21 protein-coding genes are annotated in these 26,365 nt (G+C 41.4%); 7 read left to right on the plus strand and 14 right to left on the minus strand.

What is annotated here, in order from left to right; translation table 11 throughout:
- Window positions 1-210 precede the first annotated feature (210 nt).
- The 3 genes from K5Q58_RS11735 to K5Q58_RS11745 form a co-directional block, all read right to left on the minus strand.
- Complete coding sequence (locus tag K5Q58_RS11735; protein WP_220754117.1) at window positions 211-726, minus strand: DUF6702 family protein; 516 nt, start codon at window positions 724-726, stop codon at window positions 211-213.
- On the minus strand, window positions 726-3,182 hold the full coding sequence (locus K5Q58_RS11740; protein WP_220754118.1) for a M1 family metallopeptidase: 2,457 nt from the start codon (window positions 3,180-3,182) through the stop codon (window positions 726-728). The genes K5Q58_RS11735 and K5Q58_RS11740 overlap by 1 nt, the downstream gene beginning before the upstream one ends.
- A 447-nt stretch (window positions 3,183-3,629) precedes the next feature.
- Window positions 3,630-4,415: an ABC transporter substrate-binding protein gene (locus tag K5Q58_RS11745; protein WP_259651328.1), complete on the minus strand. Its 786-nt coding sequence runs from the start codon at window positions 4,413-4,415 to the stop codon at window positions 3,630-3,632.
- Between the two features lie 319 nt (window positions 4,416-4,734).
- On the opposite strand from K5Q58_RS11745, the gene K5Q58_RS11750 reads away from it, so the two are divergent.
- Both K5Q58_RS11750 and K5Q58_RS11755 read left to right on the plus strand, forming a co-directional pair.
- On the plus strand, window positions 4,735-5,715 hold the full coding sequence (locus tag K5Q58_RS11750; protein ID WP_220754120.1) for an NAD(P)H-quinone oxidoreductase: 981 nt from the start codon (window positions 4,735-4,737) through the stop codon (window positions 5,713-5,715).
- Window positions 5,716-6,292: 577 nt separating this feature from the next.
- The gene (locus tag K5Q58_RS11755) at window positions 6,293-6,727 is read left to right on the plus strand and encodes a hypothetical protein (protein WP_220754121.1); all 435 of its coding nucleotides are present in this window, start codon (window positions 6,293-6,295) and stop codon (window positions 6,725-6,727) included.
- 138 nt (window positions 6,728-6,865) lie between these two features.
- On the opposite strand, the gene K5Q58_RS11760 is transcribed toward K5Q58_RS11755, so the two are convergent.
- The 4 genes from K5Q58_RS11760 to K5Q58_RS11775 form a co-directional block, all read right to left on the minus strand.
- Window positions 6,866-7,900, minus strand: a complete 1,035-nt coding sequence (locus tag K5Q58_RS11760) for an aldose epimerase family protein (protein WP_220754122.1) — start codon at window positions 7,898-7,900, stop codon at window positions 6,866-6,868.
- Window positions 7,901-7,965: 65 nt separating this feature from the next.
- Window positions 7,966-9,108, minus strand: coding sequence for a galactokinase (gene galK, locus K5Q58_RS11765; protein WP_220754123.1), 1,143 nt, complete (start codon window positions 9,106-9,108; stop codon window positions 7,966-7,968).
- 402 nt (window positions 9,109-9,510) lie between these two features.
- On the minus strand, window positions 9,511-10,884 hold the full coding sequence (locus tag K5Q58_RS11770) for a sigma-54 dependent transcriptional regulator (RefSeq protein WP_220754124.1): 1,374 nt from the start codon (window positions 10,882-10,884) through the stop codon (window positions 9,511-9,513).
- Between the two features lie 3 nt (window positions 10,885-10,887).
- Window positions 10,888-12,885, minus strand: coding sequence for an ATP-binding protein (locus K5Q58_RS11775; protein ID WP_220754125.1), 1,998 nt, complete (start codon window positions 12,883-12,885; stop codon window positions 10,888-10,890).
- 405 nt (window positions 12,886-13,290) lie between these two features.
- On the opposite strand from K5Q58_RS11775, the gene K5Q58_RS11780 reads away from it, so the two are divergent.
- Complete coding sequence (locus K5Q58_RS11780) at window positions 13,291-15,078, plus strand: flavocytochrome c (protein WP_220754126.1); 1,788 nt, start codon at window positions 13,291-13,293, stop codon at window positions 15,076-15,078.
- A gap of 204 nt (window positions 15,079-15,282) precedes the next feature.
- Here the strand turns inward: K5Q58_RS11780 and K5Q58_RS11785 are convergent, their stop codons facing one another.
- The 4 genes from K5Q58_RS11785 to cutA all read right to left on the minus strand — a co-directional run bounded on the left by K5Q58_RS11785 (window position 15,283) and on the right by cutA (window position 20,176).
- On the minus strand, window positions 15,283-16,062 hold the full coding sequence (locus K5Q58_RS11785; RefSeq protein WP_220754127.1) for an ABC transporter permease: 780 nt from the start codon (window positions 16,060-16,062) through the stop codon (window positions 15,283-15,285).
- Window positions 16,063-16,175: 113 nt separating this feature from the next.
- A complete protein-coding gene (locus K5Q58_RS11790) occupies window positions 16,176-17,828 on the minus strand; it encodes a cation:proton antiporter family protein (protein WP_220754128.1) in 1,653 nt (550 codons plus the stop codon).
- A 153-nt stretch (window positions 17,829-17,981) separates the two neighbouring features.
- Window positions 17,982-19,856 (minus strand): protein-disulfide reductase DsbD, encoded by a 1,875-nt coding sequence (locus tag K5Q58_RS11795; protein WP_220754129.1) that lies wholly within the window; start codon window positions 19,854-19,856, stop codon window positions 17,982-17,984.
- Entirely contained in the window at window positions 19,853-20,176 is a 324-nt protein-coding gene (cutA, locus tag K5Q58_RS11800) for a divalent-cation tolerance protein CutA (protein ID WP_220754130.1), read from the minus strand. The genes K5Q58_RS11795 and cutA overlap by 4 nt, the downstream gene beginning before the upstream one ends.
- 254 nt (window positions 20,177-20,430) lie before the next feature.
- Here cutA and K5Q58_RS11805 point away from each other — a divergent pair, with 254 nt between their 5' ends.
- Entirely contained in the window at window positions 20,431-21,096 is a 666-nt protein-coding gene (locus K5Q58_RS11805) for an FxsA family protein (RefSeq protein WP_220754131.1), read from the plus strand.
- 118 nt (window positions 21,097-21,214) lie between these two features.
- On the opposite strand, the gene K5Q58_RS11810 is transcribed toward K5Q58_RS11805, so the two are convergent.
- Both K5Q58_RS11810 and K5Q58_RS11815 read right to left on the minus strand, forming a co-directional pair.
- Complete coding sequence (locus K5Q58_RS11810) at window positions 21,215-21,568, minus strand: hypothetical protein (RefSeq protein ID WP_220754132.1); 354 nt, start codon at window positions 21,566-21,568, stop codon at window positions 21,215-21,217.
- Between the two features lie 223 nt (window positions 21,569-21,791).
- Entirely contained in the window at window positions 21,792-23,183 is a 1,392-nt protein-coding gene (locus K5Q58_RS11815; protein WP_220754133.1) for an MATE family efflux transporter, read from the minus strand.
- 223 nt (window positions 23,184-23,406) lie between these two features.
- On the opposite strand from K5Q58_RS11815, the gene K5Q58_RS11820 reads away from it, so the two are divergent.
- The 3 genes from K5Q58_RS11820 (at window position 23,407) to K5Q58_RS11830 (ending at window position 26,090) form a co-directional block, all read left to right on the plus strand.
- Window positions 23,407-23,697: a co-chaperone GroES gene (locus K5Q58_RS11820; protein WP_220754134.1), complete on the plus strand. Its 291-nt coding sequence runs from the start codon at window positions 23,407-23,409 to the stop codon at window positions 23,695-23,697.
- 51 nt (window positions 23,698-23,748) lie between these two features.
- Window positions 23,749-25,392 (plus strand): chaperonin GroEL, encoded by a 1,644-nt coding sequence (gene groL, locus K5Q58_RS11825; RefSeq protein WP_220754135.1) that lies wholly within the window; start codon window positions 23,749-23,751, stop codon window positions 25,390-25,392.
- 299 nt (window positions 25,393-25,691) lie between these two features.
- The gene (locus tag K5Q58_RS11830) at window positions 25,692-26,090 is read left to right on the plus strand and encodes a hypothetical protein (protein ID WP_055022855.1); all 399 of its coding nucleotides are present in this window, start codon (window positions 25,692-25,694) and stop codon (window positions 26,088-26,090) included.
- Window positions 26,091-26,171: 81 nt separating this feature from the next.
- On the opposite strand, the gene K5Q58_RS11835 is transcribed toward K5Q58_RS11830, so the two are convergent.
- On the minus strand, window positions 26,172-26,365 hold a 194-nt coding region (locus K5Q58_RS11835), incomplete at its 5' end, for a hypothetical protein (RefSeq protein ID WP_220754136.1).

The raw sequence follows: 26,365 nt of genomic DNA on the forward strand, positions 1-26,365 counted from the left end.
ATGTAAAACAACAAAAAATTAACAAAAGTTACACTGTTTTTGAGCTAGATCAATTTGTGAAAGTAAATGTGCGCTAGGCGAGGTGGTCGTCGATAACAAACTGGCGTGTAACCAGCAAAAAAAAGAGACCCTTAGGTCTCTTTTAGCGTTCAATATCAAATATCAGATATGTTGGCTCACATCTAATGGCTTAAATTTAACGCCTTAGATTTATTGGCTTAGGGTTAAATGCTGCCAAGCATCACCAGCCTCTAATCTTAATGACTTCACCTGCTTTTCTCGTTCAACATTGATGTAGTTAAGTTGGCTAGGCCAAAGGTCTTGTAAGCTTTCCATTTTGATGTAGAAACTGCTCATAGTTTGATGATTAATTTGAGTCTCTTGATAGACCCATAAATACTTACCTTCTACCTCAGTGCCAACAAAATTAAGTTCAATCACTTGTTGGTTATCATCAGCGATATGGAATTTACCTTGCACATAATAAGCAAAAGCTTCACGGCTCACAGGCTCTTTTAATAAATCGGCATGGCTATCGAAAAGGCGTTTAGCGGCATGCTCAGCATCGTGTAAGTAAAAACGGTGTTGCACTTCTAAGTTACCAGTGCGCTCATTAAACAGCACATTGCTATAGCTCTCTTTTTGCTGATGCGCCCAACTATTATCACTCATGCTCACGGCGGCAATAACTAACAAAAAAGTAATTACTTTGATAAGTGGTGACATTATTTTTTATATTCCTTAGCTTCAGGTTCTTTCACTTCGGTGTTGATATCATGCATCACATCACGGCGATGTTTACCTTTACGTTTTTCGCTCTTATAAGCCTCAATACGTGATGGAATGATACGACGTGGATAATGGTTATTTTCGATATCTACATCGGCAGTTTCCCAACTTGGATCGACCTCAACAGAGACCAATTGCTGTGACTTTTCAGTGACAATCAATTTACTCACTTCCTTCGGTGAACGGCGCCAGATTTCTGCAGGCAACGTGAGTTTTTCAGTTGAGCCATCAGCGAAGGTCATTTCCAGTAATATTGGCATCACTAGACCACCTAGATTTGAGAAATTCATAACATAATAGTTCTTGTCTTCTTCTAGTGCTCTGGCTAAGGCTTTACGTTCCCATGGCTTAAGTTTGGCGAGGGTTGACTGGTATTTATTACGTTCTTTATTGGTGACAGTAAAGCGATCGTTTTCATCATGAAAATCAGCTAAATCACCATTTAAATCAACCCAAGGTTTCATGCCTGCCTGTTGGTTTTTCTCAACGAATAACGAGATTGGCTTATCGGCTTCTTCTTGGCGTAAACGATCAAAGTCGATGTCAGGATCTTTGGTGTCTAAACGTAGTTGGTAGACTTTATCTATGCTGATATCAACATGATCTGTGGTGTAAAACCAGCCACGGAAAAACCAATCTAAATCTACGCCTGAGGCTTCTTCCATGGTGCGGAAAAAGTCATAAGGCGTTGGGCGTTTATTTTCCCAGCGACGTGAATACTCTTGAAAAGCAAAGTCGAAAAGCTCACGACCTAATACCACTTCACGCAGAATATTGAGCGCTGCAGCAGGCTTAGTGTAGGCGTTAGGGCCGTATTTCAGAATGCTATCTGATTGCGTCATAATAGGCACTTGCACGTTGGACTTCATGTACTCGATGATATCACTGGGTTCACGCCCCCAAGCTAAATCAGGATCCCACTCTTTACTAGCAACGCCGTCTAAAAAGCTGTTAAGACCTTCATCCATCCACGCCCACTGACGTTCATCAGAGTTCACAATCATCGGGAAGTAGTTATGACCCACTTCGTGAATGACCACTCCTATTAAGAATTGCTTCTCAGATAATGTATAACTGCGGGTGCCATCTTCATGCCAAATGGTTCGTGGGCCATTAAAGCTTATCATTGGGTATTCCATGCCACCCACTGGGCCATTTACACTGATGGCCGATGGATATGGATAGTCAAAGGTAAAGCGTGAATAGACTTCCATGGTATGGATAACAGATTCAGTGGAGTATTTCTCCCAAAGTTCGCCACCTTCTTTTGGATAAAAAGACATTGCCATGACTTCTGGCATCGTGTCGCCGCCTTGCTGGTAACCTTTGGCATCCCAAATAAATTTACGCGATGAAGCCCAAGCAAAGTCACGCACATTTTCGGCTTTAAAATGCCAGGTTTTTTGGCCTGATTGCGTGCTTGACTCATTTTTTAATGCCTCGTTAGTCGAGACAATAAATATTGGGCGTTTGGCGTCTTTTGCTTCTTCTAAGCGCTTGCGCTGAGTTTTGCTCAATACCTTTTTCGGGTTTTGTAATACACCCGTTGCAGCAACAATATGGTCTGTTGGTACGGTCATTTTTACATCGTAATTACCAAATTCTAAGGTGAATTCACCGCGACCTAAAAACTCCTTATTATGCCAAGCTTCATAATCTGAGTAGGAAGATACTCGAGGGAACCACTGGGCTAACAGGAAAATATCGTTGCCGCCTTTTCGTTTATCATCAGGAAAATGCTCATAACCTGAACGTGCGCCTACAGCGTCTTCTTCCAAGATATTAAAGGCGAAATCAATGTTCACTTTAGTGGTTTGATTTGGCTTAAGCGGTTGAGGTAAATCAATGCGCATTTGCGCGCCATTAATAACGTATTTAAGTGCTTTACCTTTAGCGTCAGTGATATTAGATAACTGATAACCTAGTTCGACATCTTGCATAAACTGCTGACGACGTAGGGTAGATAAATTGATTTTAGCTGGGGCTTTGTCTTGGGCTTTTGCTGAGGCGCTGGCGTTATTGCCAAGCCCTGAAAAAGTACTGCTGCGCTCGGCAATAGAATCTGGACTAAAACGATTTTGCTCTAACTGCAGCCATAAATATTTAAGGGTATAAGGCGAATTGTTATGGTAAGTAATCGTTTCGCTACCCGCAATGCGGCGTTTAGTTTCATCTAACGCAACATCGATTTTGTAATCGACTTGCTGTTGCCAGTAATCCTTGCCGGGTTCACCAGCAGCGTTACGATAATCATTGGGCGTCGGATGGCTTTCTTCTAATTGACGAAACTTATCTTCGAAGTCACCTTTAGTCTGCTCAATGGGGGAGGCATTTACCCAAGGTAAACACAGTAGGCTCAATACTAGCGCGATAGCCTGAGGATAAAATTTCATGCTTACTCCAAAGTGGTCACTTGATTTACACCATGAGTGCCACATATTTTTGTATTTTTATTAAAGCGATGGGCAAATAGCTGTGTACGATGGGGTTAATCGCAACGTTTAACTTTAACGAAAGACTATTATGCTTAGTAACTTGTATTTAATGGCTTGTGCTTAGTTATTTATGAATAGTGAATTAGAGGCTTTAGGCCGAAATGGGATTGTACACTTAGGAATAACAAATGTGTCAAAAGTACACATTTTGTAACTTTTTTTGGTGGGGTAGGTTAAATTTGCAGTTAATATCAGTAATAGCTAAATAAAATGGCAAGATTTACTGAACAATATTTAAATTAAATTGATAATAAACATTGGTTTAAATTTGACTATTGAAGCTGGTAAGCTTATTCGACTAATTAAGCTTGAGTGTTGCTTCTGCACTAAAAATCCATCATGTTGTCATAATGGTGTGTCGTCGGTTTGTTCTATGTTGTATTTATCCAAAATCTGTTGAAATTCGCCAGTTTGCTTTAGCTTTTGTAAGCCGTTAGCGAACATTTTTGCCGCTTGGGTATTTGTTTGACTAAAGCCAACGTATAAAGGCAGTGGTTTACCAAAGCTACCTGCATATTTAATTTTATCATCAATTTGCATTTTTTTAGCAGTGTCTTCAATAACGATCTTATTGCCTATCATGATATGAAAACGACCTTTAATAAGGCGTTTAAGGTTCATCGATAGTGGTTGGTTACCAGTAGCAAAATAGAATCGGTTTGAATGAGCAATTTTTTCATTTAATTTTTCACCATAGTCATAGCCTCGAATTATTCCCACTTGAACCGTGTCTAAATCATCAAGCTGACTAAATTTCCAAGCAAAACCTGAAGTTGTGTAAAAATCTTTGCTGGCGTACCCAATGATAATGTCATCGGTGAATAAGTTATATTGTGAAACATGCTCTGGAGTAATCGCTAATATGGCATCAATATGACTTTGTTGAACCTCTTTTAATGCACGATTAAAAGGGACTGAGATAAAGTGAACGGGTTGATCCATTTCGGCAAACGCGCGTTGGGTCAACTCTGTGACATAGCCTGTTTGGCCTTCGCAGACATAAGGGCACCAAATGTCGGAAGCAATGAGTAAAGGCTTAGCAGAAATAGAAGACGATGTTAGGCAGCTAATGCAAAACAATAATGCAGTGCGATAGGATAGAACTTTGGCTAATGCTGTTTTTAGTGTCATTTTCACAATGATATTAATTCCAGATAGTCTTAGTCGTTTGGCTAAAAGCGCTATAGATGCGTTAATTTCTGACCATAATGAAAATGCTTTTTTAAAGTATTTGTTCGGCAACATTAATCATAATGATACATATAGTACCTTATATCGACACTATATAAGATAAAGTTTAATTATTATTACCTTTATATGCCAACTAGATACAAAAGTATCTACCAATTAGGTGGCTTTGCATCCAAGTTATTCAATACAGTGCTGATGAGAATTGCAGTCATTGCAGGCCAAGTTCAACAATAAATGACACCTCAAAAAGGATTTTTAAATGAAACACGTGACATTCGAAACAACAGGAAGTGCCGAGGTGATGTCTTTTAGTCATAGTGAACTTGGGCCATTAATCCAAGGGCAGGTGTTGATAAAGGTGCATGCTGCTGGGGTAAATGGCCCAGATCTTAAACAGCGAGAAGGAGCTTATCCTGCACCCAAAGGAGCAAGTAGTATCCTAGGCTTAGAAGTCGCTGGTGAAATCATTGCGGTGGCCGATGGTGTAACTCAATGGTGCATTGGCGATAAGGTGTGTGCGTTAGTGCCTGGGGGAGGATATGCCGAACAAGTTGTGACAGACGCTAGTCATTGTTTGCCGATCCCAAAAGGTTACAGTTTTGAACAAGCGGCAGCTTTACCCGAAACCTGTTTTACCGTTTGGGGCAATATGGTGGTGAGAGCAGAGTTAGTCGCTGGTGAAAGCGTACTTATTCATGGCGGATCTGGTGGTATTGGCACAACAGCGATTCAAATGGCCAGTGCACTAGGCGCAAAAGTGTTTGCGACTTCGGGCTCCGATGAAAAGTGTCACTATTGTCTTGAGCAAGGGGCAACACTTGCTGTTAATTATCATCAACATGATTTTGTGCAGCCAATACTTGATGCCACTGAAGGTAAAGGCGTTAATGTTGTATTTGATATTGCTGGTGGTGATTTCGTTAACCGTAACCTTAAAGTGGTCGCTATGGATGGGCGCATGGTGTCGGTCGCGATGCAGCGAGGGATGAAAGCGGAAGTGGATATTTTTAGGCTAATGGCCAAGCGTATTCGCTGGACGGGCTCAACCCTAAGGCCACAAAGTATTGAAGCTAAAGCGGAAATCGCCAAAGGGCTAAAACAGCATATATGGCCTTTATTGGATAGTGGCAGAATGAATATTAAAGTCGATAAAGTCTTTGCTTTTAAAGATGTTATTTCAGCTCATCAATATATGGAATCAGGGCAGCATCAAGGTAAAATTGTATTAAAACTAATTTAGGGCTAATTTCCCCCTAGTTTTAGTCCAATTCTTAGCTCTATTCTTATCCTGGTTCTAGCGGATTAGCCCTAATCCGTTATGGCAATTATCAAATGCTCTATTGACTAAGTTATCAAGTGATCTATCTAGTTAATTATTAAATTGTCGATTAGCTTAGTGTTCAAATTGTGCTGATAACTAGTCATCAAATACCCTACTGATTTGGACATCATTTTATCCAATATAATGATTTTGCATGATTATCTTTTTTATTCACTCAATTGACGATTTTTGAAACAGTATTTTTTGAATTATCGACTTGAAGGCTGCAATTTTTCAACTAAATTTGAATTTTAAATGTTTGGTTGTTTTTTGAACGATAGAGTGTTGGAACGTCAGCTTGAAAAGCTCGATTTAAAAAAGACATATCAACTTCAAAATATCAAAAAGTTCATAAAACAATGATTGATTTTTAGAGAACTTTTTGATTAATTATCCCCATTAATCATGCGTTAGCAGTATGGTTTATAAATTAAACGGTGTGCTTGAAAATAGCGCATTTTCAAAGGTATGTGTTGATTTAAGGGCGTTAGCATATATGTATAACACAGCAAAAAAACAAGTTTGGTTTGGTGAGCTTCGCACATCGAGAGGCACTTCTATTGTTATTCATGATAATGAATTGCCAGAGGCGTCACCTGGACGAATATATTTATTCAATGTAAATAGAAACACCATTGGTGAATACGTTGAAGATATCGTTAAAGTTAACCTTCACGAACTTGATTCTGCACAACTAGAAACGGCAAAAGCTGAGCATGACGTTGCGTGGCTTGCAGCAAGAGCTGAGTTTATGGCAAAGCATGAAGCGCACATTGAACTGTCTTCGGTGCCGGACTCTGCGCCAGTAACAAAAAGTAAAGCGCCAGTGGTGACAGACGAACCCATGGATGATGTCCTGGACGCAGATGACGATATGGAATTTGAAGATACTGGCTTTGAAGCGAGTATGAATGACGATAATGACGACTAAGGTTATTATTGAGAACTAGCAATAAATACTTGCTAATAAGGCATAAAAAATGGCGCTAACCTATTTGGGAGCGCCATTTTTATTGCGAATTTATCTTGTTCTTAAGCCTAGATAATCAACGCTAAAGCTCCACTAACGCTATAATGTACCAAACTCGTAGCGACTAACGTGGCGATACGTCCCGCCTGCAGGTATCCAAGCGTTGCCGAGCAAGGCTGGCTGATTAGGCGAGTCTGGTAGCATTTGTGGTTCAATACACACTGCTTGATGTGATTGATATACTTCGCCATTAAAGCCTATAGCACCTTCAAGAAAGTTCGCACCGTAAACTTGTACGCCAGGTTGGTTGGTATAAATTGTCATTGTACGACCGCTTAATGGGCTTGAAAGGCAGCCAAATCGCACGAGATTGTCTGGAGTAGTTTGCAATACATAGCAATGATCAAAACCGTTTGTGGCGGTTAATGCTCCGCGCTCAGTTTGCACAGAAAATGAGGTTGTTTGGGATAAGTCTAAATCACTGCCTGTCACTGAGTTAATGGCTATAGGTACGCCGACATCATTCATTGGTAAATACTGCGGCGCTTCCACTTGGATCTGATGCTGAGTATTCGTTTTACTGCTTGCGCCTTCTAAATTGAAATAGCTATGCTGGGTTAAGCTAATTGGACAGGCCTTATCAACTGTGGCTTCTATTTCAATCAGTAAGTTATTACCCTCTAAACGATAATCAAGCTGCACCGCACAATTACCCGGAAAGCCCATTTCACCGTCAGGGCTAGTCGCTGTTAATCGAACGCCATCTTCAAGGGGCTGCATTTGCCACTGCTTTAAATGAAAGCCATCAGCGCCGCCGTGTAGGCAGTTAGTTGCTTGGTTAACATCTAATTGGTATTCAGTGCCTTGGTAACTCATTTTACCGTTAGCGATACGATTAGAATATCGACCAGCAATAGCGCCTAAATAAGCTTGCTGGGCAAGGTAGTCAGCAACGCTATCACAGCCTAAAACGATATTTTGGTGTTCACCGTGCTTATCTGCGGTGGATAATTTGCGGATAATGCCGCCAAGACTTAATACTTCAACAGCCACTTTGCCGTTATCTAATCGAATCCGTTCAATTTGACCACCGCGTGGATCTTGCCATGGCTTAAGGGCTGTGATTTGAATCATTAATGTCTCTTCCTGATGAGAGTAAGTTAATTGTATTGAGTATTAAAAGCCGGAACTCTCAAAGCTCAGTCTATTCTTCCTGCACCGTTACTGGCTGAGCATAAGTAAATAATCGCTTCAATTGCCGTCGCTTTAAGGTATTTATCCTCAATGGCATTAACCACGGCATCAGTAAGTTCATGATCGATCAATGCCACAACACAGCCATCACTCATACGAACGCCGCCTCGGGTGCCAATTACCTGCTTGATAATGCTGACTAAGATGTCGATTTCTGCAGTCGAAATATCAAAGTCTGTTTTCATCGACTCGTGAGATTGTGCCATTAATTGACTAAAGCGAGTAATGTCGTTTTGCTCAAGTGCTCTTGCTGCATTCACTGTGCGTTGGTTTTCACTTAACACATGTCTTGCACGAGCAAAAAGTTCATCACCTAGGGCGTCTTTTTCACGGTTTAGTTGTACTAAACTGACTTCACGTAAAGACTCGACTGCCAATAAATCATTGATTTCAGCACATTGTTGCTTACGCTTATCAAAACGTTCAATCAGGCTTTGGCGATCAATATTAGGATCAACGATCAATAAGCTGAGGTTTTCAGGGATCGAAACAGGCTCACTATCGAGTTCTAAACAGTCAATCAATAAAGCGTGATCGGCTTCTGCCAAGGCGCTAATGATTTGATCCATAATTCCTGATTCTGTTTTGACGAAACGATGTTCGCCGCGCTGAGCAATTTGTGCAATTGCCAGTGGAGACAAGTGCAGTTGACTGGCATAGCTAATTGCAGTGCCAAATGCCACTTCTAATGCAGCAGAAGATGACATGCCAGCGCCTAAAGGCACATTGCCTACAATCGCGAGATCAAGGCCTTTAGCTTTAAGGCCTGATTGAAACATTGACGCGGTAAATCCTTTTAAATACTTGCCCCAGCTGCTTTGATCTTTGGTTGATCTTTCTTCACCAAACTTCCACTGTTCAATTTGACCTGGAAAAGCATCAGTAACAGCTCTGAAAGTATTATCGCTACGTTCCTTAACCGCGATAACAGTGTGAAAATTGATTGCAGCGGGTAAAACGAATCCTTCGTTATAATCCGTGTGTTCGCCAATAATATTGACGCGACCTGGTGCTTGATACAGGTCGTCAGCCGTAGTGCCAAATGTTTGCACGAACAACTTCATGGCTTTTTGAGCAGGATTAGACATACAGTTACAGTTCCAAAGAATGCCGAGTTACGTAATAGCTACGTACTTAGTTACTTATCTGAGTGACTTATATTGGTTATTTATATTAGTTGCTTACTAAATTTCTTATATCGTACTGACTTACTTAACTTTAAATTTAGCTGAAAGTGAGTTAATTGCGCGATAGATATGTGATTTATATCACGATTGGTCGGAGGTGTAACTAGGATTAACTATTTTGATTTCATTTGAGTATCAATGTGAGTATTTTTTGAGTTAATTCATGTTGTTTAAGTTGTGAAGTGCCACAAAAGAGGTATTAGTGGAGGCTGATTATTCTGTTTGTCGAACAATGTTAGTGATTGCTGAAGTGAGCTGACATATTCATAATTTGAATATGTCAGCTTGTTTACTCTGAAAAATTCAGTCTTTTTTGGTGATGCGTCGGCTCAATGCTGATTGACTGATCCCCAGCATTTGCGCTGCAGCTGTTTGGTTATTTGCCGTGCGGCTCATGGCTTCATCAATCAGTGCTTGGCTCATATCAGCCAAAGTCGGCAGTACTTGCGGGAAGATAATTCTAGTACTCGAATGAGGTGCAGTTGATTTGAGCTCGTTGATTGCCTCCATAAAAGGCGAGATATTCAGTTGTATGCCATCACTACGGCTAACTGCATCAAACACCATTCCTTTCAGTTCGTGTAAATTACCAGGAAAGTCATAGCTTTGCAGTTGTATTGCTAAGTCACTGGGTTGCTGGGGCGGCGTTAAATTCATCTCTTCAGCGGCGAGCGATATAAAGTGATTAATCAACATCGCGATATCTAATTTACGCTGTCTTAAAGGTGGTAAATGGATTTTATGAGCTCGTAACCGATACAGCAGGTCGCGCCTGAATTGCCCGCTTTTATTCAGTTCGAGTAAATCGTGTTGAGTTGAGGTAATAATGCGGCAATTAACTGGATAAGGGCGATCACTGCCAATTGGGTAGTATTGTTTTTGCTGCAGAACATCCAGTAATTTGGCTTGAGAAGATAAGGGTAAATCGCCTATTTCGTTCAAATAAAGCAAGCCTTTACCCACAGTATGCAAGGCTCCAGCTTGGGATTTACCAGGCTCTTGGCTTAGTCTACCAAATAGTTGTAATTCAAAGGCACTTTCACTGATCCCCGCCAAATTTACATTCACAAAAGGGGCGTCGGTACAGCATAACTGGTGGCAGCTTTTGGCAAACTCATCTTTACCTGTGCCGCTTTCACCATAGATTAATATTGGTTCTGGGCTAAATGCGACAGCTTCTAAATAACGGAATTGATCCAGTAAATTAGGCTCGCATGTGAGGATATTATTAAATGCGCTCGGTTGAGCCAGAGTTTTGCTTAAAAAGCTTTCTTTGATGCGGTGATAGTTACGTTCAAGTCCAACGACTTCTAAAGCGCGGCGAACAGTTAGGGCTAAATCGGCTACATCATCGGTTTTAATAAAGTAATTGTAAGCGCCGTTTTTGATGCAGCGAACAGCGGTATCGACTTCATTTACGCCCGTAACAATAATCACTCGAGTATTTGGGTACTCAAGGCGAATTTGCGCTAACAAATCCTCACCCGAATGAAATGGCATGGTTAAGTCTAATAGCACTAACGCATAATCCGTTCCTTCTAAGCGGTTCATCACTTGGCGGCTATCAACGCAAGTATCAATCACGGCCTCTGGCACAAGACGGTTTAAGGTTACTGCTAATGTTCTTAGCCAAGGCGCTTCATCATCAACTAATAAAATATTACGGGCGAGTTTCACGATTTAGCTCCTTGCTACTTCTGTAACATTATTGGGTTGGTTTGGCGTTAGCAAGCTAAACACTAAGGTGAAGCAACTGCCTTCATTGATGGTTGAGGTGACCTTCATATGGCCATGGTGCTCTTTTAAAATTCTGCTGCAAACCGATAAGCCTAAGCCACTGCCACCATGGGATCGCCTCGTGGTAAAAAATGGCTCTGTTATTCGCTTTAAGGTTTCTTTGTTCATTCCGCTGCCGTTATCTTCGACACTAATGTAGCCCGCTGACTTACTCGAATAAGTTTTAATGGTTATTTGACCATCGCCGGGTTGTGTCGCATGGCAGGCATTTTGGATCAGATTAATCATCACTTGATGTAATTGCTGGGCATCACCGTTAATCATCGGGCTCGGTTCTGCTAGTTCCATTCTCACTTGGTAACGCTTTAGTTGGTTTGATGTTAGGCGCTGAGCGACTTGCACCACTTCATTTAAACTAATCGCTTGATGATTGGAGGCAAGATTGGGCAAGGCATATCGTTTTAAATCATTCACAATCCGTGAAATACGTTTGGCGCTTTCTTCAACCACTTCAGTACTGTGATTGATTTCATCAAATGCGGCTTGTGGCTCAAGCCCTGCCACTAGCCAAAATGGGTTTTGCTGTTGGTAATAATCTGCTGCAGGGCGCAAATCTTTCATCGCCTCGGCAAACAGAGCAATTGAATGAATGATGATTCCAGTTGGGTTGTTAATCTCGTGGGCAACCCCTGCTGACAGTTCTCCTAACGAAGCAAGACGGCTAGCCTCATCGTTCGCTTGGCGAAGGTGTTGCTGTTCGGTATTTTCTTCTAGCAATACAACGACTTGTTCTTCTGCAATGGGGTGAATTTGTACTTGCCAATATTGAGCTAAATATCTCATATCAGCGATAAGAGACTTTTTAGATTCAATCACCGATTTCACACCAGTGGCTAAAACAAAAGGAGCGCCATCGACATAATGGAACTGACTATGGGTTAGTAGTTGGTTATTGTCATTGCTCCACAGGCACTGCATTTTCTTATCAAAAATGGTCATGCCGTGGGGAATGCCATCAAGTACTGCCTGAAATTGCTGAGATAAAGAGCGAATTTTTTGCTCGGCAATTTCACGTTGTTGCAGCTCAAGGGCAAGGGCTTCAGAGCGGAACTTTAAGCGGCGGCTGACTGAAAAGGTATACAACATGCCTATGGCTGAAATTATCGAAATGACGATAGATAGAATAAGCATTTTCCTTTGGGTCGAAGTAATATCGAATTTTTCACGACCCATGCCAAACCATTTGTTGACTAATCTATCGTACTCCCCTGAAATTTTAAGCTGCCTTAAAGCATCATTTATTTCATGAAGTAAAGCGGCATCAGAGGGGTTACTGACAAATGTGAAAGCGCCGAAAATCAATGCATCACTTGAGCTTCTTACCAAAGGGTATTTAGGCTGTAACCGTCTTGCGACAAAGTTTTCAGCCAGCACCACATCCACTTCGTTAGTCATTAACTTTTGAAAGCCTGTTTCATATAAATCGACTTTTACTTGGGTGAAATTTTGCGGTTGATTAGTTAAGAACACATCAACAAAAGCACCACTTTTAATCGCGACTCTTTTACCTACTAAATCAGACCAATTGTCGATGTAATCTTTGCCCTGCAGGGTATACGCTTTGGCATGCGTGGCATAAATAGGATCGGATTGGCTTAACTCACGTCTTACATTGGTTGGGCTAACTACCGCCACAACATCAATTGGACTATGAATATCGTGCATGTCGGTCATGAGTTGTTGAAAGGTTTTACGGCGTACCATTATCGGTCTATCTAGCATTTGTCCAATGCGATCCATAAGTTCTACATGAAAGCCTTGATCAACGCCATTATCTCGCCATTCTAAAGGGGCAGTCGTGGAGTGCACCCCAAAGACGATCGTTTCCTTCGCGGTTAAAGGAAAACTGAGTAATAACAATAAACAGAGACAATATTTCATCAAGATAAATTCAATGGCTAACAGATAGATATAGTTTGCACTTTAGCAAATCATAATCTTCATAACTGTGGCATTGAGCGTAAATTTGATAGAAAGCTTATGCCAGTAAGGCGACTAAAGTGGCCAATATGATAGGCGCCATTAATCAAACTGAGATTGTGAAGATGATCACTCAGAACTATGCGAAATTGCATAGTGGTCAATTGGACTATGCACTTTTGCATAGCTTTAAATGACAGATGTGATCAGCTGTTAACTTTGGAAGTGAGTCTGAATTGTTTGATTGAGCCAAGCGCCATTGAGCGTGAAAATTAAGTTAAATCAGATTCAGTAGCAAATGTGATGACCAATAAGGCATGACAGAGAGTGACGAATTAGCGTCATGGCTACATTTAAGGAGTTACCATGAAATTAACACGATGCGCAGCGCTTTTAGCTGCATTACTCGGTTCAGCAGGGTTAGTTGGCGGCGCAATTGCAGCTGATAATCTTGCAGATTTTCACTCAGAAAATCAAGAATGTGAAAGCTGTCATTTACCTAGTGGCGAGCTATCAAACGACAGCCTGACATTTGAAAATGAACAATGTGTTTCTTGTCATGGCACCTTAGCAGAAGTGGCTGAAAGCAATACTCGTGAAAACTACAATGCCCATGAATCTCACTTCCCAGGCGATGTAGCGTGTACTACTTGTCATAGCGGTCATGATAAATCAGTGGTCTATTGTGATTCGTGCCATAGCTTCGATTTCGATATGCCATTTGGCAGCAAATGGGAGCGTTACGAGCCTTCAATTGCTGAACTAGCTAAAGATTCTGCAGACCGTAAAGCGGCATTAGCTGCAGCGCCTAGTGACACAGTGAATGTTGTGGTTGTAGGTTCAGGCGGGGCAGGTTTCTCTGCAGCAGTGGCTGCAAGCGATAAAGGCGCTAAAGTGATTTTAGTTGAGAAAGAGCCTGTGATTGGCGGTAACGCAAAACTTGCAGCTGGCGGCATGAATGCAGCTTGGACTGATCAACAAAAAGCCAAAGACATTAAAGATAGCGTTGAGTCTATGTACAAAGACACTATGAAAGGTGGCCGTGACTTAAACGACCCTAAATTGGTTGAAGTACTGACTTCTCACTCTAAAGGCTCTGTTGACTGGATGACAGCAATGGGCGCTGATTTAAATGATGTTGGCCGTATGGGTGGCGCATCTGCTAACCGTTCACATCGCCCAACAGGTGGTGCAGGTGTGGGTGCTCACGTGATTCAAGTGCTTTACGACAATGCCCTTGAGCGTAAAGTCGATATGCGCATGAATACCCGTGGTGTTGAAATCATCAAAGATGATGCTGGTAAAGTTGAAGGTTTACTGGTTAAAGGTCAATACACAGGTTACTACTGGATTAAAGCGGATGCTGTTGTAATGGCAACGGGTGGTTTTGGTCGCAATAACGAACGTGTTTCTCAATACGATCCTAAGTTAAAAGGCTTTATTTCAACTAACCAACCTGGTGCAACTGGTGATGGTCTTGATGTTGCAGGTAATGCTGGTGCTGGTATGACTGACGTTAAGTACATTCAAGCTCACCCAACCTTATCGGTTAAAGGTGGCGTGATGGTAACTGAAGCGGTGCGTGGTAACGGCGCAATTTTGGTAAACAAAGAAGGTAAACGCTTCGTCAATGAAATCACTACTCGTGATAAAGCAGCGGCGGCGATTCTTAATCAAACCGGCAAAGTAGCTTACTTAATCTTTGATGACTCAGTGCGTAAATCACTGAAGAAAATTGATAAGTATATCCAGCTTGGGGTGGTTCCATCAGCTGACTCTCCTGAGAATCTAGGTAAAGTAGCTGGCATTGATGGTAAAGCCTTAACGGCATCGATTGCTCAGTACAACAAACTGGTCGCTTCAGGTAAAGATACTGACTTTGAACGTCCTAACTTACCGCGTGCATTGAATGAAGGTAACTACTACGCTATTGAAGTGACCCCTGGTGTTCACCATACAATGGGCGGTGTATCGATTGATGATAAAGCTGAAATCCTATCTGAAGATAAGAAAGTGATTCCAGGTTTATACGGCGCAGGTGAAGTCACTGGTGGTGTTCATGGTGCTAACCGTTTAGGTGGTAACGCAATCTCTGACATCATTACCTTCGGTAGATTAGCGGGTGAACAAGCCGCTGCTTACTCTAAAAAATAGTCTTATATTTAGATACCGATAGCATTACTCCCCTGATGCTATCAAACTTAAAAGTGAGCCATTTGGCTCACTTTTTTTGTCTTGTTATTATTCTCACTCTTCTTATGCTTATTATTTTTCGCTTAGTCGCTTAGTCGCTTAGTCGCTTAGTCGCTTAGTCGCTTAGTCGCTTAGTCGCTTAGTCAGAACTATATCCAATGAGCATTAAAGATCGGCAGCATTAAATCGCAACTTTCCGCTGTGGTTTAGCAATTGATTAATGGTTAACTGAATTGCGCTGGCAACTGAAATCGTTAAGGTGGCAAAGATAGCAATGAGAATAATGATTTGATATTTCACGGCAATAATAGGATCAACGCCACCTAATATTTGACCTGTCATCATCCCAGGCAAACTCACCAGTCCTGTGGTGGTCATTGAAGCAAGAATAGGCGCAAATGATTGCTGCATAGCATGTTGAACAAACGGCTCCGACGCTTGTTTGGGACTCGCACCTAAAGCCAATGCACCATGATATTGCGGCTGCTTTTCTTCAAAGGCTGAAAATAAACGTTGTAGCGCAATAATGTTACCACTGAGGCTATTACCCAGCAGCATGCCCGCAGTCGGGATTAAAAATTGGGTGCTATAAATTGGCGTAGGTTGAAACAGAAATAACATCATTATCAGTAGTATTGGCACAAGTCCTAGCAATAAGCCTCCGATAACAGGCAGCATCATTGCCGATTTGGGGAGTTTCGCTTTATTAATTATTGCGCTTGCACCGACCAATAACATCACCAACAGCCAGATTAAGTTTACCCAAAGGCTTTCGAGGTGGAACAGGAATTTAAGATAAAGGCCAATTAATACCATTTGCACCGTCATGCGCAGTACGGCAACGGCAATATCTTTACCAAGGTGTAAATGAAAGTAGCGGTTAATTGCCAGTGGCGCGATAAGCACCAGCATGAATACACTCATTGCTAGCCAGCTAATGTCCATAATTCCTCATTTAATTTTGTGCTTCCTATAAATACAGTACCGCTGATTTGATTCAAGCATAAAAAAGCGCCTTATGAAATCATAAGACGCTGATTGAATGGCTAACTATGCTGTTAAGGTTTACTCAAGGTCTGAGTTATTTCTGGTGACGCACTGGCTTTATCGGCCTCAGTATCATTATCAGATGAGGGCTCAAGTAACTCATGAATCACGTTATCAACAAAACCAGCGCCGGCTGCTTCATACAAGTTGTAAACACTGTTCACACCTTGCTCTTTAAGTGATTGTGCATCTTCAGAGTACTGCACAATTGCGCTGATTTTACCTTTATATTCGAGCTTTTTTAATTGCTCTACCGCAAACATATTACCGACATGATGCGGCATAGCCAGTAGCACTAGTTCAAGGCTTGGTGCACGTTCAAGCTTTTCCCAAAAGTCGGTATCGCTGGCATCGCCTTGTACGACATTACGGCCTTCTTGGCGGTGGAAGTCGACTAAATCTTGCTTGTGTTCAATCCCTAAAATTTCACCACTGTACTTACCACGAAGCTCATCATAGGCCCCCGAACCAATTCGTCCCATCCCTAAAATTAAGAAGCGAGGGCTACCCACAGGTATTTGTCTATCTTCAGGATGAAGTGGGTGCCTTTCCAGTGTGGTGAAGGTGTCGTGGAATTTTTGATATAAGCGATTCACACTGGCATTTAATGGCGCAGCGATTAAGAAACTGATACTTAATGCGACGGCTAAAATAATGAGCCACTCTGCCGGTAACCAGCCTTTTTGCGCGGCAACGGCGGCGACAATCAAACCGAATTCGCTGTAGTTACCTAAGTTAAACGAGGCGAACAACGAGGTACGTGCGCGCAGTTTAAAGCGAGTCAGAATGAAGAAAAACAGTAACACTTTAAACGGCATTAACAGCACTAATAAGCCTGCTAAGCCAACATCCTCAATTGTCGGTAAACCATTTAAGCCAATGGTTAAGAAGAAGGCGACTAAGAAGAGTTCTTTAAAGTAATAAATCGATTTAGCAAGCTCAGAGGACTTTGCATGACCAGCGAGTAAAACTCCCATGATCAAGGCGCCTAAATCAGGTTTTAAGCCCACAGCTTCAAATACCCAAGCGCCCATGACTAGCGCCATAGCAAGGCCAAACAAAATCAGCATTTCGCCATGACCTACTCGATCAAACACTTTATAAATCACAGGCTTTAATAAGGGCAGTAACAATAAACCTAAGGCATAAACAGAGGGGAATTCACCTTTAGAAATGGTTAAGAACAGTACTGCGAAGATATCTTGCATAATTAAGATACCAATAGCGATGCGACCATAAAGTGCCTGACCATCACCATTCTCATCCAAGACTTTAACGGCAAATACGGTACTGGAGAAACTTAACGCAAAACTCAGCAACAGTAGCTGGTTCATTTCAAGATCAATCAGTCTATCTAAACCGACTAAACCTAATAGCTTGAGTATGGGTAAAAAGAATAAAATAGACCCGACTAAGTGAAGACTGGAACTGGCCCAGACTTCAGATTTAAGCAGACTTTTTACATCGAGTTTTAAGCCAATAGCGAATAGTAATAGCATGACTCCTAAGTCAGCTAGCTCTTGCAATAATGGAACGCTCTCATCTTGCACACCAAAGATAAACAGTAAGAAGCCGGCCGCTAAATATCCGATGAGCGGAGGAAGTCCTACTCGGCTAACGAGCATGCCGCAGACTAGGGTGATAATGAAAATTGCTGGTTCCATAATGCCTTAATTCTAATTGTTGAAAACAGGTTGTAGGTAAGTAGATTGTATAAGAAATAAATTAACTTGATATTAAAAAGTCATTATAAAATAAAAAAAAGACCAATTAAAAATTTAATTGGTCTTTTTTCAGTGTGTTATGCTTTTGCGATTTTACTTTTCGAGTAATAAATCCAAGTGCTCAGCAAAAGGTTTAGGCTTCATAAAGCCCGTTACTCGCATATCTTCACGTTGAACACCGTTTTTATCGAACATGATAAGTGCAGGCAAGCCTAAAACACTGAAATGTTCCATCAACTCAATATCAATTGCGTCGGTTTTAGTTAAGTCAGCTTTGAGTAAAATCATTTGATCTAAACGTTCAACCACCGCAGGGTCTTTAAAGGTGATGTGCTCAAACTCTTTACAAGCTACGCACCAGTCTGCGTATAAATCTAGCATGACATTTTTACCGCTTACGCTGGCTTTGTCTAACTCAAGCTCTAAATCTTCCACTGACTTAATTAGTTTAAATTCTACCTTTTTTACTTGGGCTGTTTGTGCGATTTCGTTGCTCATTGATGGTGCTTGTAATCCCATTGCCGACATTACAGCTTGAAAACCATAAGAGAAGCTAGCCAGCAAGGTTAGCATCAGCAACACGCCGCGAGTGGTTTGCTTCCAGTTAAATTCAGACAGTTTATTCTGATGCATTAAGTAACCGGTCAAGCTAATTCCCCAAATTGACCATAATACGTCAGAGACAACCCCAGGCCAGATCCGATCGATCATCACGATAGACACTGAAATCAGTAAGAAGCCGAAAATGGTCTTAATGATATCCATCCAAGCCCCTGCACGTGGTAATAACTTACCGCCTGATGTACCTATAATGAGTAGCGGTACGCCCATGCCCATGCTTAATACGTAAAGTGCTAAGAAGCCTTGCAGTAAGTCACCGCTTTGCGCCACGTAAATCAATGCACCAGACAAAGGAGCGGTAGTACACGGTGAAGCAACTAAGCCTGAAATCACTCCCATGAAGAATACACCAATCAGGTTGCCACCTTTTTGGTTATTCGACAGATTATTCATCTTATCTTGCCATTTACCCGGCAGACGTAACTCGTAAAGACCGAACATCGATAAGCTTAATAGGACAAACATCACTGCTAAGAAAATCAAAATTGCAGGGTGTTGTAGTGCAGCTTGGAACTTAAGTCCTGCCGATGCGACCACTAAGCCTAATAGCGAATAGGTAATAGCCATACCTTGTACATAAGCCATCGACAAAGTGAATGCTTTGGCTGTCGATAGCTGCTTGCCTTGGCCCACAATTATGCCTGACAAGATTGGATACATTGGGAATACACAAGGGGTTAGTGCTAAACCAATACCTAAACCAAAGAAGATGATTAAGGTCCACATTAGACTATCGTTAGCCAGCATTTGGCTTAAGCTGTCTTGTTGGGTAATAGGAGCTTGTGCATCAGCTTGATTACTGGCCGCTGAATAGTCCTGTGAGCTGGTGTCAGCTTTTTTAGGTGCATCGCCAATAATGGCTTTCTTTTTAGCCAGTTTGCCATCATTGGCAGCAACCGCTTCAAGGTCTACGTCACGCTTGGTTGGCGGATAACACAGTTTACCTTCAGCACAGCCCATAAAAGTAACTTGCACTTTTGAGCCCGTAGCGGCCTCTTTTAGCGCTAATGGCAGTTCAACAAACGAGTAATAAACTTCTTGTTCGCCAAAGTACTCATCGTCGTGCATCTTACCTTTGGGCAGCGCGATATCACCAATAACGGCACCATCAGCACTAAAGGTGAGTTTGTCACGGTACAGGTAATAGCCTTCAGCGATAACAAAGTTAATTGCCACTCGATTACCGTCTTGCTTGTAATCAAAAACAAACGCTTGCTCAACAGGCATTAATTCAGGTTCATCCTGAAGGAAGCTGAACTTATTGTTGTTGCTAAAAATGTCTTCACTGTGTGCTAACGGGGATAGCAGAAGTAAACTGGTCAATAAAAACGTAAATATTTTTTTCATGATTGAGAGGTTTCTTTTATCCAATGTAAATAATTTGGCAAGCCTTGAGTAATAGGCGTAGCGATTAATTCTGGTACTTCATAGGGATGCAAATCGATCACTATTTTTTCTATTACATCATAATTATCTGCCATGCATTTTATGTGCATCGCGACTTCACTACTATGACAAACTTCACCTTCCCAAATATAAACTGACTCAATTTGCGGATACAGTTGTACACAAGCGGCAACTTTCGCAGTGACTAATGCCGTGGCGAGCTTTTTAGCACTGGCGATATCTGGACAAGTTGTTATAACTAATAAATAGCTTGCTGACATAGGGAGTCTATCATCCTTGGTTTATCTTAAAGTTAGCTTAAGCTTAATCACCTAAAATGGATTAATGCCAATGCTTTTTGAATTTAATCATAATTCGCTAATGTATCTCACTTTTGTTCAGTACAATAGCAAATTACATTAGCGTTGTGAGTCGCGTAATCCAGTTGTGATTAACGATAATTTTGATGCGTCTTGAATTAAGACCCGATTACCCCCATATATTGTTCATACCCAATGAAATAATTGAGGCCAACATGCTGTTAGTTTTATTTTTAGTTTTTATTCTTGTTCCTGCTATTGAGTTATCAGTGTTGATTTCAGTAGGGGATGTGTTTGGCCCATTGAATACTGTTGCGCTAGTTTTTCTTACCGCTATTGTCGGTGTATCGCTGGTTCGCAGCCAAGGGTTAAGCACCTTAATGTCGGTGCAATCTAAGCTTGAACGTGGTGAAGCACCGGGTAAAGAAATTGTCGAAGGCATGATGTTAGCGGCAGCGGGTTTATTATTATTATTCCCAGGTTTTGTGACTGATTTTATTGGTTTGTTGTTATTAACTCCATTCACCCGCTCACCTATCGCCAGCTATATATTTAAACGTATGCAAATGCGAGTGGTTGCTGGTGGCGGATTTAAAGGTGGTTTCCAAGGTCAAGCAGGCCAAAGCCCTTTTGGTAATCAAGGCCCATTTGGTGGGCAAGACGGTAATACCTTTGATGGTGATTTTGAGCGTAAGTTTGATCCTAATGACCTAACGCCTGAAACTCATCAAGTGGAAGTAAAAGACATTACGCCAGCGAAAGAGTCTGATACAGATAAAGGTGCAGAATCTTCAAGTAAAGCTGCGAGCGAGACTGCTAGTAATAAAGAGCCTGCTAGTTCAGATAACAGTAATGATACGGATAAAACCCGCACACGTTAAGATGTAAATTGAATACAAAAAAGCCGCTTGAGCATATAACTCAAGCGGCTTTTTATTGAGCGTTTTTGGTAAGCTATGGTTTTAAAAAATGATTAAACGATTCTTTACTATTAACAAACTACTGCTTAGCAGCGTCATCCATTTTTTTACCCATCCAGAATGCGCTAATCGTGCCGCCAATCCAGCAAGCTAATAAAACCCACAGGGCTAAGTTTAACGATTGGGGTAAGTTGTTGGTGACACTGTCGTGCACGGCAGCGTAAATACTATAAAAATCCAGCGGAATGTTACCAGCAACGATCTCATCAGCAATGGCTTGAGCACGTTTTATTATTACTGTCATCATTACACATAGGCTCACAAAACTGGCCGCGATAATGCCCCAACCAATGGCTTTTTTACCTAAATATAAATGGCCCGTTCCTGGGCATACAAAAGCGTTTAACAGCGCAGCATTAACCGATTTACTCATGAACTTTCCTTGGCGATATTAGGGCCTACTTGTTTGCCGAATTAGCTTACTCTTCAATAGAGCCGTTAAATCAATACACCACTAATTGCCCAATGCTGCAATAGCTGATGAATTAAGCTTAATCATGATCTCGACGAAAGGTTCTTTGCAAAGCTATTTCTTGAAGCTAACTTCATAAAAGCAATCTTCACAAAGTAATCTTGATCAAATTATTTTGATAACACTATAGCGTAGAGTCGGGAGAACTATTGATTTCGTCATTGTTGTAATGCAAATGGGCTGAGTCGGGTTCAGTGATTTTACTGGCCATAACATAACAAGCTATACCCATAATGGTATTAGTCACAGGCAGTGCAATCAGTAAGCCCTTAACGCCACCTAAATATAAGCCAATAGCCGCTAAAGGCAGCATTAAAGCAAATAAGCGCACTAGGTTAATTACTAATGATTTCATTGGGCGGTGGTAAGCATTTAGGCAAGTCGCAAACATAATCACGATGGCTAAAGGGCCGTATGCAGCAGGTAAAACTTGAATATAAAAGCTGAGGTAATCAATGACCGCAGGATCTTGGCTGAACAACTCTGCAATAGCATGACCGCTGAAGAAAATTGGGATATACAGCAAGGTTTGAAACACTAACGCAAAGCGAAAAGCCAGCATCATGCCATCTTTAGCGCGTTGAGGTTGGCCAGCTCCAAGATTTTGACCAACAAAGGGCATTAAACTTGAAGTTAGCGCCATAATCACCACCAGAAATAATGTTTCAAGGCGAATACCGGCGCCAAAAGCGGCGACAGCTGCTTGGTCTGCACGGGCGAGCATCGCTAAAATAACGCCATTGGCGATAGGGTTTAGCATATTCATTAACGCGGCAGGGCGAGCAATATGACCAAGCTTTTTCCAATTTGCAGTAATACGAACTCGGCAAAGGGTCATTAACTCCAAGATGCGCTTTTTATAAATGAGGATGTAGCCCGAAACGGTAAAAGCCACCACCCACGAAACTAAAGTCGCAATTGCAGCCCCTTGAATCTCAAGTCGGGGAAAAGGCCCTAAACCAAAAATTAATAACGGATCGAGAATTAAGTTAATTATTGCTGCTACCGCCATAATAATTGCCGGTGAGCGAGTGTCGCCTGTTGCACGAATGCCTTGGTTGCCTACCATCAGCAGGACTAATAATGGCGCACTGCAAAACCATATCAACATATAGTCGTGGATCAGCGGTAAGCTCTTCTCGTTTGCACCCATCAAATTAAACAGTGGGTCAATTGCCATAATGCCAATCGAGACCAATATACTGATTAAGATAAATGTCAGCAGCATGGCATCAAATAAGAAACTTTTGGCTTTGGAGGTGTTGCCTGCACCGATAAGTCGAGAAAGGTTTGTCGACGTGGCCGCGCCAATACCAATGGCAATGCTGGCAAACACAATGGCGACAGGGAAAGTAAAACTGACAGCAGCAAGCGCATCAGTACCTAACTGACTGATGAAAAATGTATCTATGAGGCTGCCACCATAAATGGTGAGGATACCGATAAGGTTTGGGAGGCTCATATTTAATAGCACGCGGCCAATCGGCGCACTTAGCAACCCATGTTTATCATTCATCAATTTGGACTTAACACGACAACGGGAGACAAATTCTATCAGTATTTATTATGGTTTAATAAATACTAGCTACAATTTTTACAAAAAAATCGCAGTTTTTTTATTAAACCCCTTGGAACTGTGAGCATCGACCCCCATATATCAAACATCAAAGGGAGTATTGCCCTTATCATTTGTTTTAATCGCCTCGTTTGTGGGCAGCAATCATTAGGAGAGTCCGTAGATGAATATTCGTCCATTACATGACCGCGTAATCGTTAAGCGTTTAGAAGTAGAATCAACTTCAGCTGGTGGCATCGTATTAACAGGTAGCGCTGCAGAAGTTTCTACACGTGGTGAAATCCTTGCTGTGGGCAATGGTCGTATTTTAGAGAACGGTACTGTTAAAGCACTTGACGTACAAGTTGGCGACGTAGTGATTTTCAATGAAGGTTACGGCGTGAAGAAAGAAAAGATTGATGGTGAAGAAGTACTTATCCTATCAGAATCAGACTTAATGGCAGTTGTAGGTTAATCCTCGTTATTAACTCGCTTTCAAACATCTCAAATTTTAAGGAACAGACAAATGTCAGCAAAAGAAGTTAAATTTGGCAGTGACGCTCGCGTTAAAATGCTAGACGGCGTAAACATTCTCGCTAACGCAGTTAAAGTAACGTTAGGCCCTAAAGGTCGTAACGTTGTTTTAGACAAAAGCTTTGGCGCACCACTAATCACTAAAGATGGTGTTTCAGTTGCCAAAGAAATCGAACTAGAAGATAAGTTCGAAAACATGGGCGCTCAAATGGTGAAAGAAGTTGCTTCTAAAGCCAATGACGCTGCTGGTGACGGTACGACTACCGCTACTGTTCTTGCACAATCAATCGTGACTGAAGGTCTTAAAGCGGTTGCAGCTGGCATGAACCCAATGGATCTTAAGCGCGGTATCGATAAAGCGGTTATCGCAGCGGTTGCTGAACTTAAAGCACTTTCTCAAGAGTGTTCAGATTCTAAAGCGATTGCTCAGGTTGGTACTATCTCAGCTAACTCTGACGAGTCAATCGGTGAAATCATTGCGACAGCAATGGAGCGCGTAGGTAAAGAAGGCGTTATCACTGTTGAAGAAGGCCAAGCCCTAGAAAACGAATTAGACGTTGTTGAAGGTATGCAGTTTGACCGTGGTTACCTATCACCATACTTCATCAACAAGCCAGAAACAGGCAGCGTTGAGTTAGATTCTCCATTCATCTTATTAGTTGATAAGAAAATCTCTAACATCCGTGAATTATTACCAATCCTAGAAGCGTTAGCGAAAACAGGTAAGCCATTGCTTATCGTTGCAGAAGACGTTGAAGGCGAAGCATTAGCAACATTAGTTGTGAACAACATGCGCGGTATCGTTAAAGTAGCAGCTGTTAAAGCACCTGGCTTTGGTGACCGTCGTAAAGCAATGCTACAAGACATCGCTATCTTAACTGGCGGTACTGTTATCGCTGAAGAAATCGGTCTAGAGATTGAAAAAGCGACATTAGAAGATTTAGGTACTGCTAAGCGCGTAGTTATCACTAAAGATAACGCAACCATCATCGATGGTAACGGCGAGCAAGCGCAAATCTCTGGTCGTGTATCGCAAATCAAGATTCAAGTTGAAGAATCAACATCTGATTACGACAAAGAAAAACTTCAAGAGCGTATGGCTAAACTTGCTGGCGGCGTAGCTGTTATCAAAGTTGGCGCAGCAACTGAAGTTGAAATGAAAGAGAAAAAAGCCCGCGTTGAAGATGCACTACACGCAACTCGCGCAGCCGTTGAAGAAGGCGTTGTTCCTGGAGGTGGGGTTGCACTAGTACGTGTTGCTTCTAAAATCTCTGAAGTTGAAGTGATCAACGAAGACCAAAAACACGGTGTGATCATCGCACTACGTTCAATGGAAGCGCCACTTCGCCAAATCGCAACTAACGCAGGTGAAGAAGCGTCAGTTGTAGCGAACACAGTTAAAAACGGCACAGGTAACTTCGGTTACAACGCGGGTAACGACACCTACGGTGACATGCTAGAAATGGGTATTCTTGACCCAACTAAAGTAACCCGTAGTGCATTACAGTTTGCAGCATCTATTGCAGGTCTTATGATCACAACAGAAGCAATGGTAGCTGAAATTCCACAAGACGCAGCAGCGCCAGATATGGGCGGCATGGGCGGTGGTATGGGCGGAATGGGCGGCATGATGTAATCTAGCTTGTCTAAATTGGTGATAACTGCGTTGCTTCACCACTCGTTTATGAAAAACTAAACGTCGTGGTAAAGCGCCTTGTTCTAACCGATTTATACAGCGCTATATGCACTGCTGGTCTCTAGCCTAAAAGCTTAGAAACTAAAAAGTTGAAAGCCCCGATACCTAACGGTATCGGGGCTTTTGTTTATGTTATGACATATAAACATTACTTAGGGTAATTTTGTTTTAATTTAAGTTAGTTTATTCTGACTTCACTAATTTCTTACTCAAGTTTGTCATAATCAAGGTCTTCAGATATGAAACGTTATTTTCTTATGTTTTTATTATGTATAAATTGGAGTTTAATTGCTGAAGAGAAGAACCAACTTAGTTTTGACGAATTGATGAGTGAAGGTTTTAATAATCTTTTAGTGAAAGACTTTAAACAGGCTGAAACTGATTATTTAGAAGCCATTAATCGATACTGCCCTAATCTTGATAAGAAATGTTCAATGGCCTATTCAATGCTGAGAGATATAAAGCTTTATCAAGGTTATGCGCAAGAAGCATTAAAGTATGCTGTAATTGTTGAGTCACTTTATGATGCAGAGGAAGTCGCAGCCAAAACTAATATACATCAAATATGTGAAAGTGATTATTTCGAAAAATACAAGAATGATTTTATATCATTCTGTAAGGTCGATGATAAAAAGTAAGATTATAATTTGATGGATTAAGTGGGGTCAGAGAGTGGGGGATTCGTCAGGGGCAGAGTAAACTTTAACCACTTGCTCTTATCACTTTTGATGTTTTTTTATATAAAAATCAAATAAAGCCAATAAAACTAGATAAAATACAATGTATATAAAAATAGTAACTTTCTTTTCTGGAACAAACTGTAGTTTATAAATCAAGTCGTTAAAAACCACAAAAGCGCCATAGCCCATACAACCAGTAAGCAACTTTGTTTTCTTTCGTTTATATATAGAGC

It is taken from the genome of Shewanella sp. KT0246 (genome assembly GCF_019654955.1).
Taxonomy (GTDB): domain Bacteria; phylum Pseudomonadota; class Gammaproteobacteria; order Enterobacterales; family Shewanellaceae; genus Shewanella; species Shewanella goraebulensis.

Excerpts from the sequence above, each read along its gene's own strand:
- K5Q58_RS11735 (WP_220754117.1), bottom strand. The coding sequence starts at position 726 with ATGTCACCACTTATCAAAGTAATTACTTTTTTGTTAGTTATTGCCGCC.
- K5Q58_RS11740 (WP_220754118.1), bottom strand. The coding sequence starts at position 3,182 with ATGAAATTTTATCCTCAGGCTATCGCGCTAGTATTGAGCCTACTGTGT.
- K5Q58_RS11745 (WP_259651328.1), bottom strand. The coding sequence starts at position 4,415 with ATGACACTAAAAACAGCATTAGCCAAAGTTCTATCCTATCGCACTGCA.
- K5Q58_RS11750 (WP_220754120.1), top strand. The coding sequence starts at position 4,735 with ATGAAACACGTGACATTCGAAACAACAGGAAGTGCCGAGGTGATGTCT.
- K5Q58_RS11755 (WP_220754121.1), top strand. The coding sequence starts at position 6,293 with ATGTATAACACAGCAAAAAAACAAGTTTGGTTTGGTGAGCTTCGCACA.
- K5Q58_RS11760 (WP_220754122.1), bottom strand. The coding sequence starts at position 7,900 with ATGATTCAAATCACAGCCCTTAAGCCATGGCAAGATCCACGCGGTGGT.
- galK (WP_220754123.1), bottom strand. The coding sequence starts at position 9,108 with ATGTCTAATCCTGCTCAAAAAGCCATGAAGTTGTTCGTGCAAACATTT.
- K5Q58_RS11775 (WP_220754125.1), bottom strand. The coding sequence starts at position 12,885 with ATGAAATATTGTCTCTGTTTATTGTTATTACTCAGTTTTCCTTTAACC.
- K5Q58_RS11780 (WP_220754126.1), top strand. The coding sequence starts at position 13,291 with ATGAAATTAACACGATGCGCAGCGCTTTTAGCTGCATTACTCGGTTCA.
- K5Q58_RS11785 (WP_220754127.1), bottom strand. The coding sequence starts at position 16,062 with ATGGACATTAGCTGGCTAGCAATGAGTGTATTCATGCTGGTGCTTATC.
- K5Q58_RS11790 (WP_220754128.1), bottom strand. The coding sequence starts at position 17,828 with ATGGAACCAGCAATTTTCATTATCACCCTAGTCTGCGGCATGCTCGTT.
- K5Q58_RS11795 (WP_220754129.1), bottom strand. The coding sequence starts at position 19,856 with ATGAAAAAAATATTTACGTTTTTATTGACCAGTTTACTTCTGCTATCC.
- cutA (WP_220754130.1), bottom strand. The coding sequence starts at position 20,176 with ATGTCAGCAAGCTATTTATTAGTTATAACAACTTGTCCAGATATCGCC.
- K5Q58_RS11805 (WP_220754131.1), top strand. The coding sequence starts at position 20,431 with ATGCTGTTAGTTTTATTTTTAGTTTTTATTCTTGTTCCTGCTATTGAG.
- K5Q58_RS11810 (WP_220754132.1), bottom strand. The coding sequence starts at position 21,568 with ATGAGTAAATCGGTTAATGCTGCGCTGTTAAACGCTTTTGTATGCCCA.
- K5Q58_RS11815 (WP_220754133.1), bottom strand. The coding sequence starts at position 23,183 with ATGAATGATAAACATGGGTTGCTAAGTGCGCCGATTGGCCGCGTGCTA.
- K5Q58_RS11820 (WP_220754134.1), top strand. The coding sequence starts at position 23,407 with ATGAATATTCGTCCATTACATGACCGCGTAATCGTTAAGCGTTTAGAA.
- groL (WP_220754135.1), top strand. The coding sequence starts at position 23,749 with ATGTCAGCAAAAGAAGTTAAATTTGGCAGTGACGCTCGCGTTAAAATG.
- K5Q58_RS11830 (WP_055022855.1), top strand. The coding sequence starts at position 25,692 with ATGAAACGTTATTTTCTTATGTTTTTATTATGTATAAATTGGAGTTTA.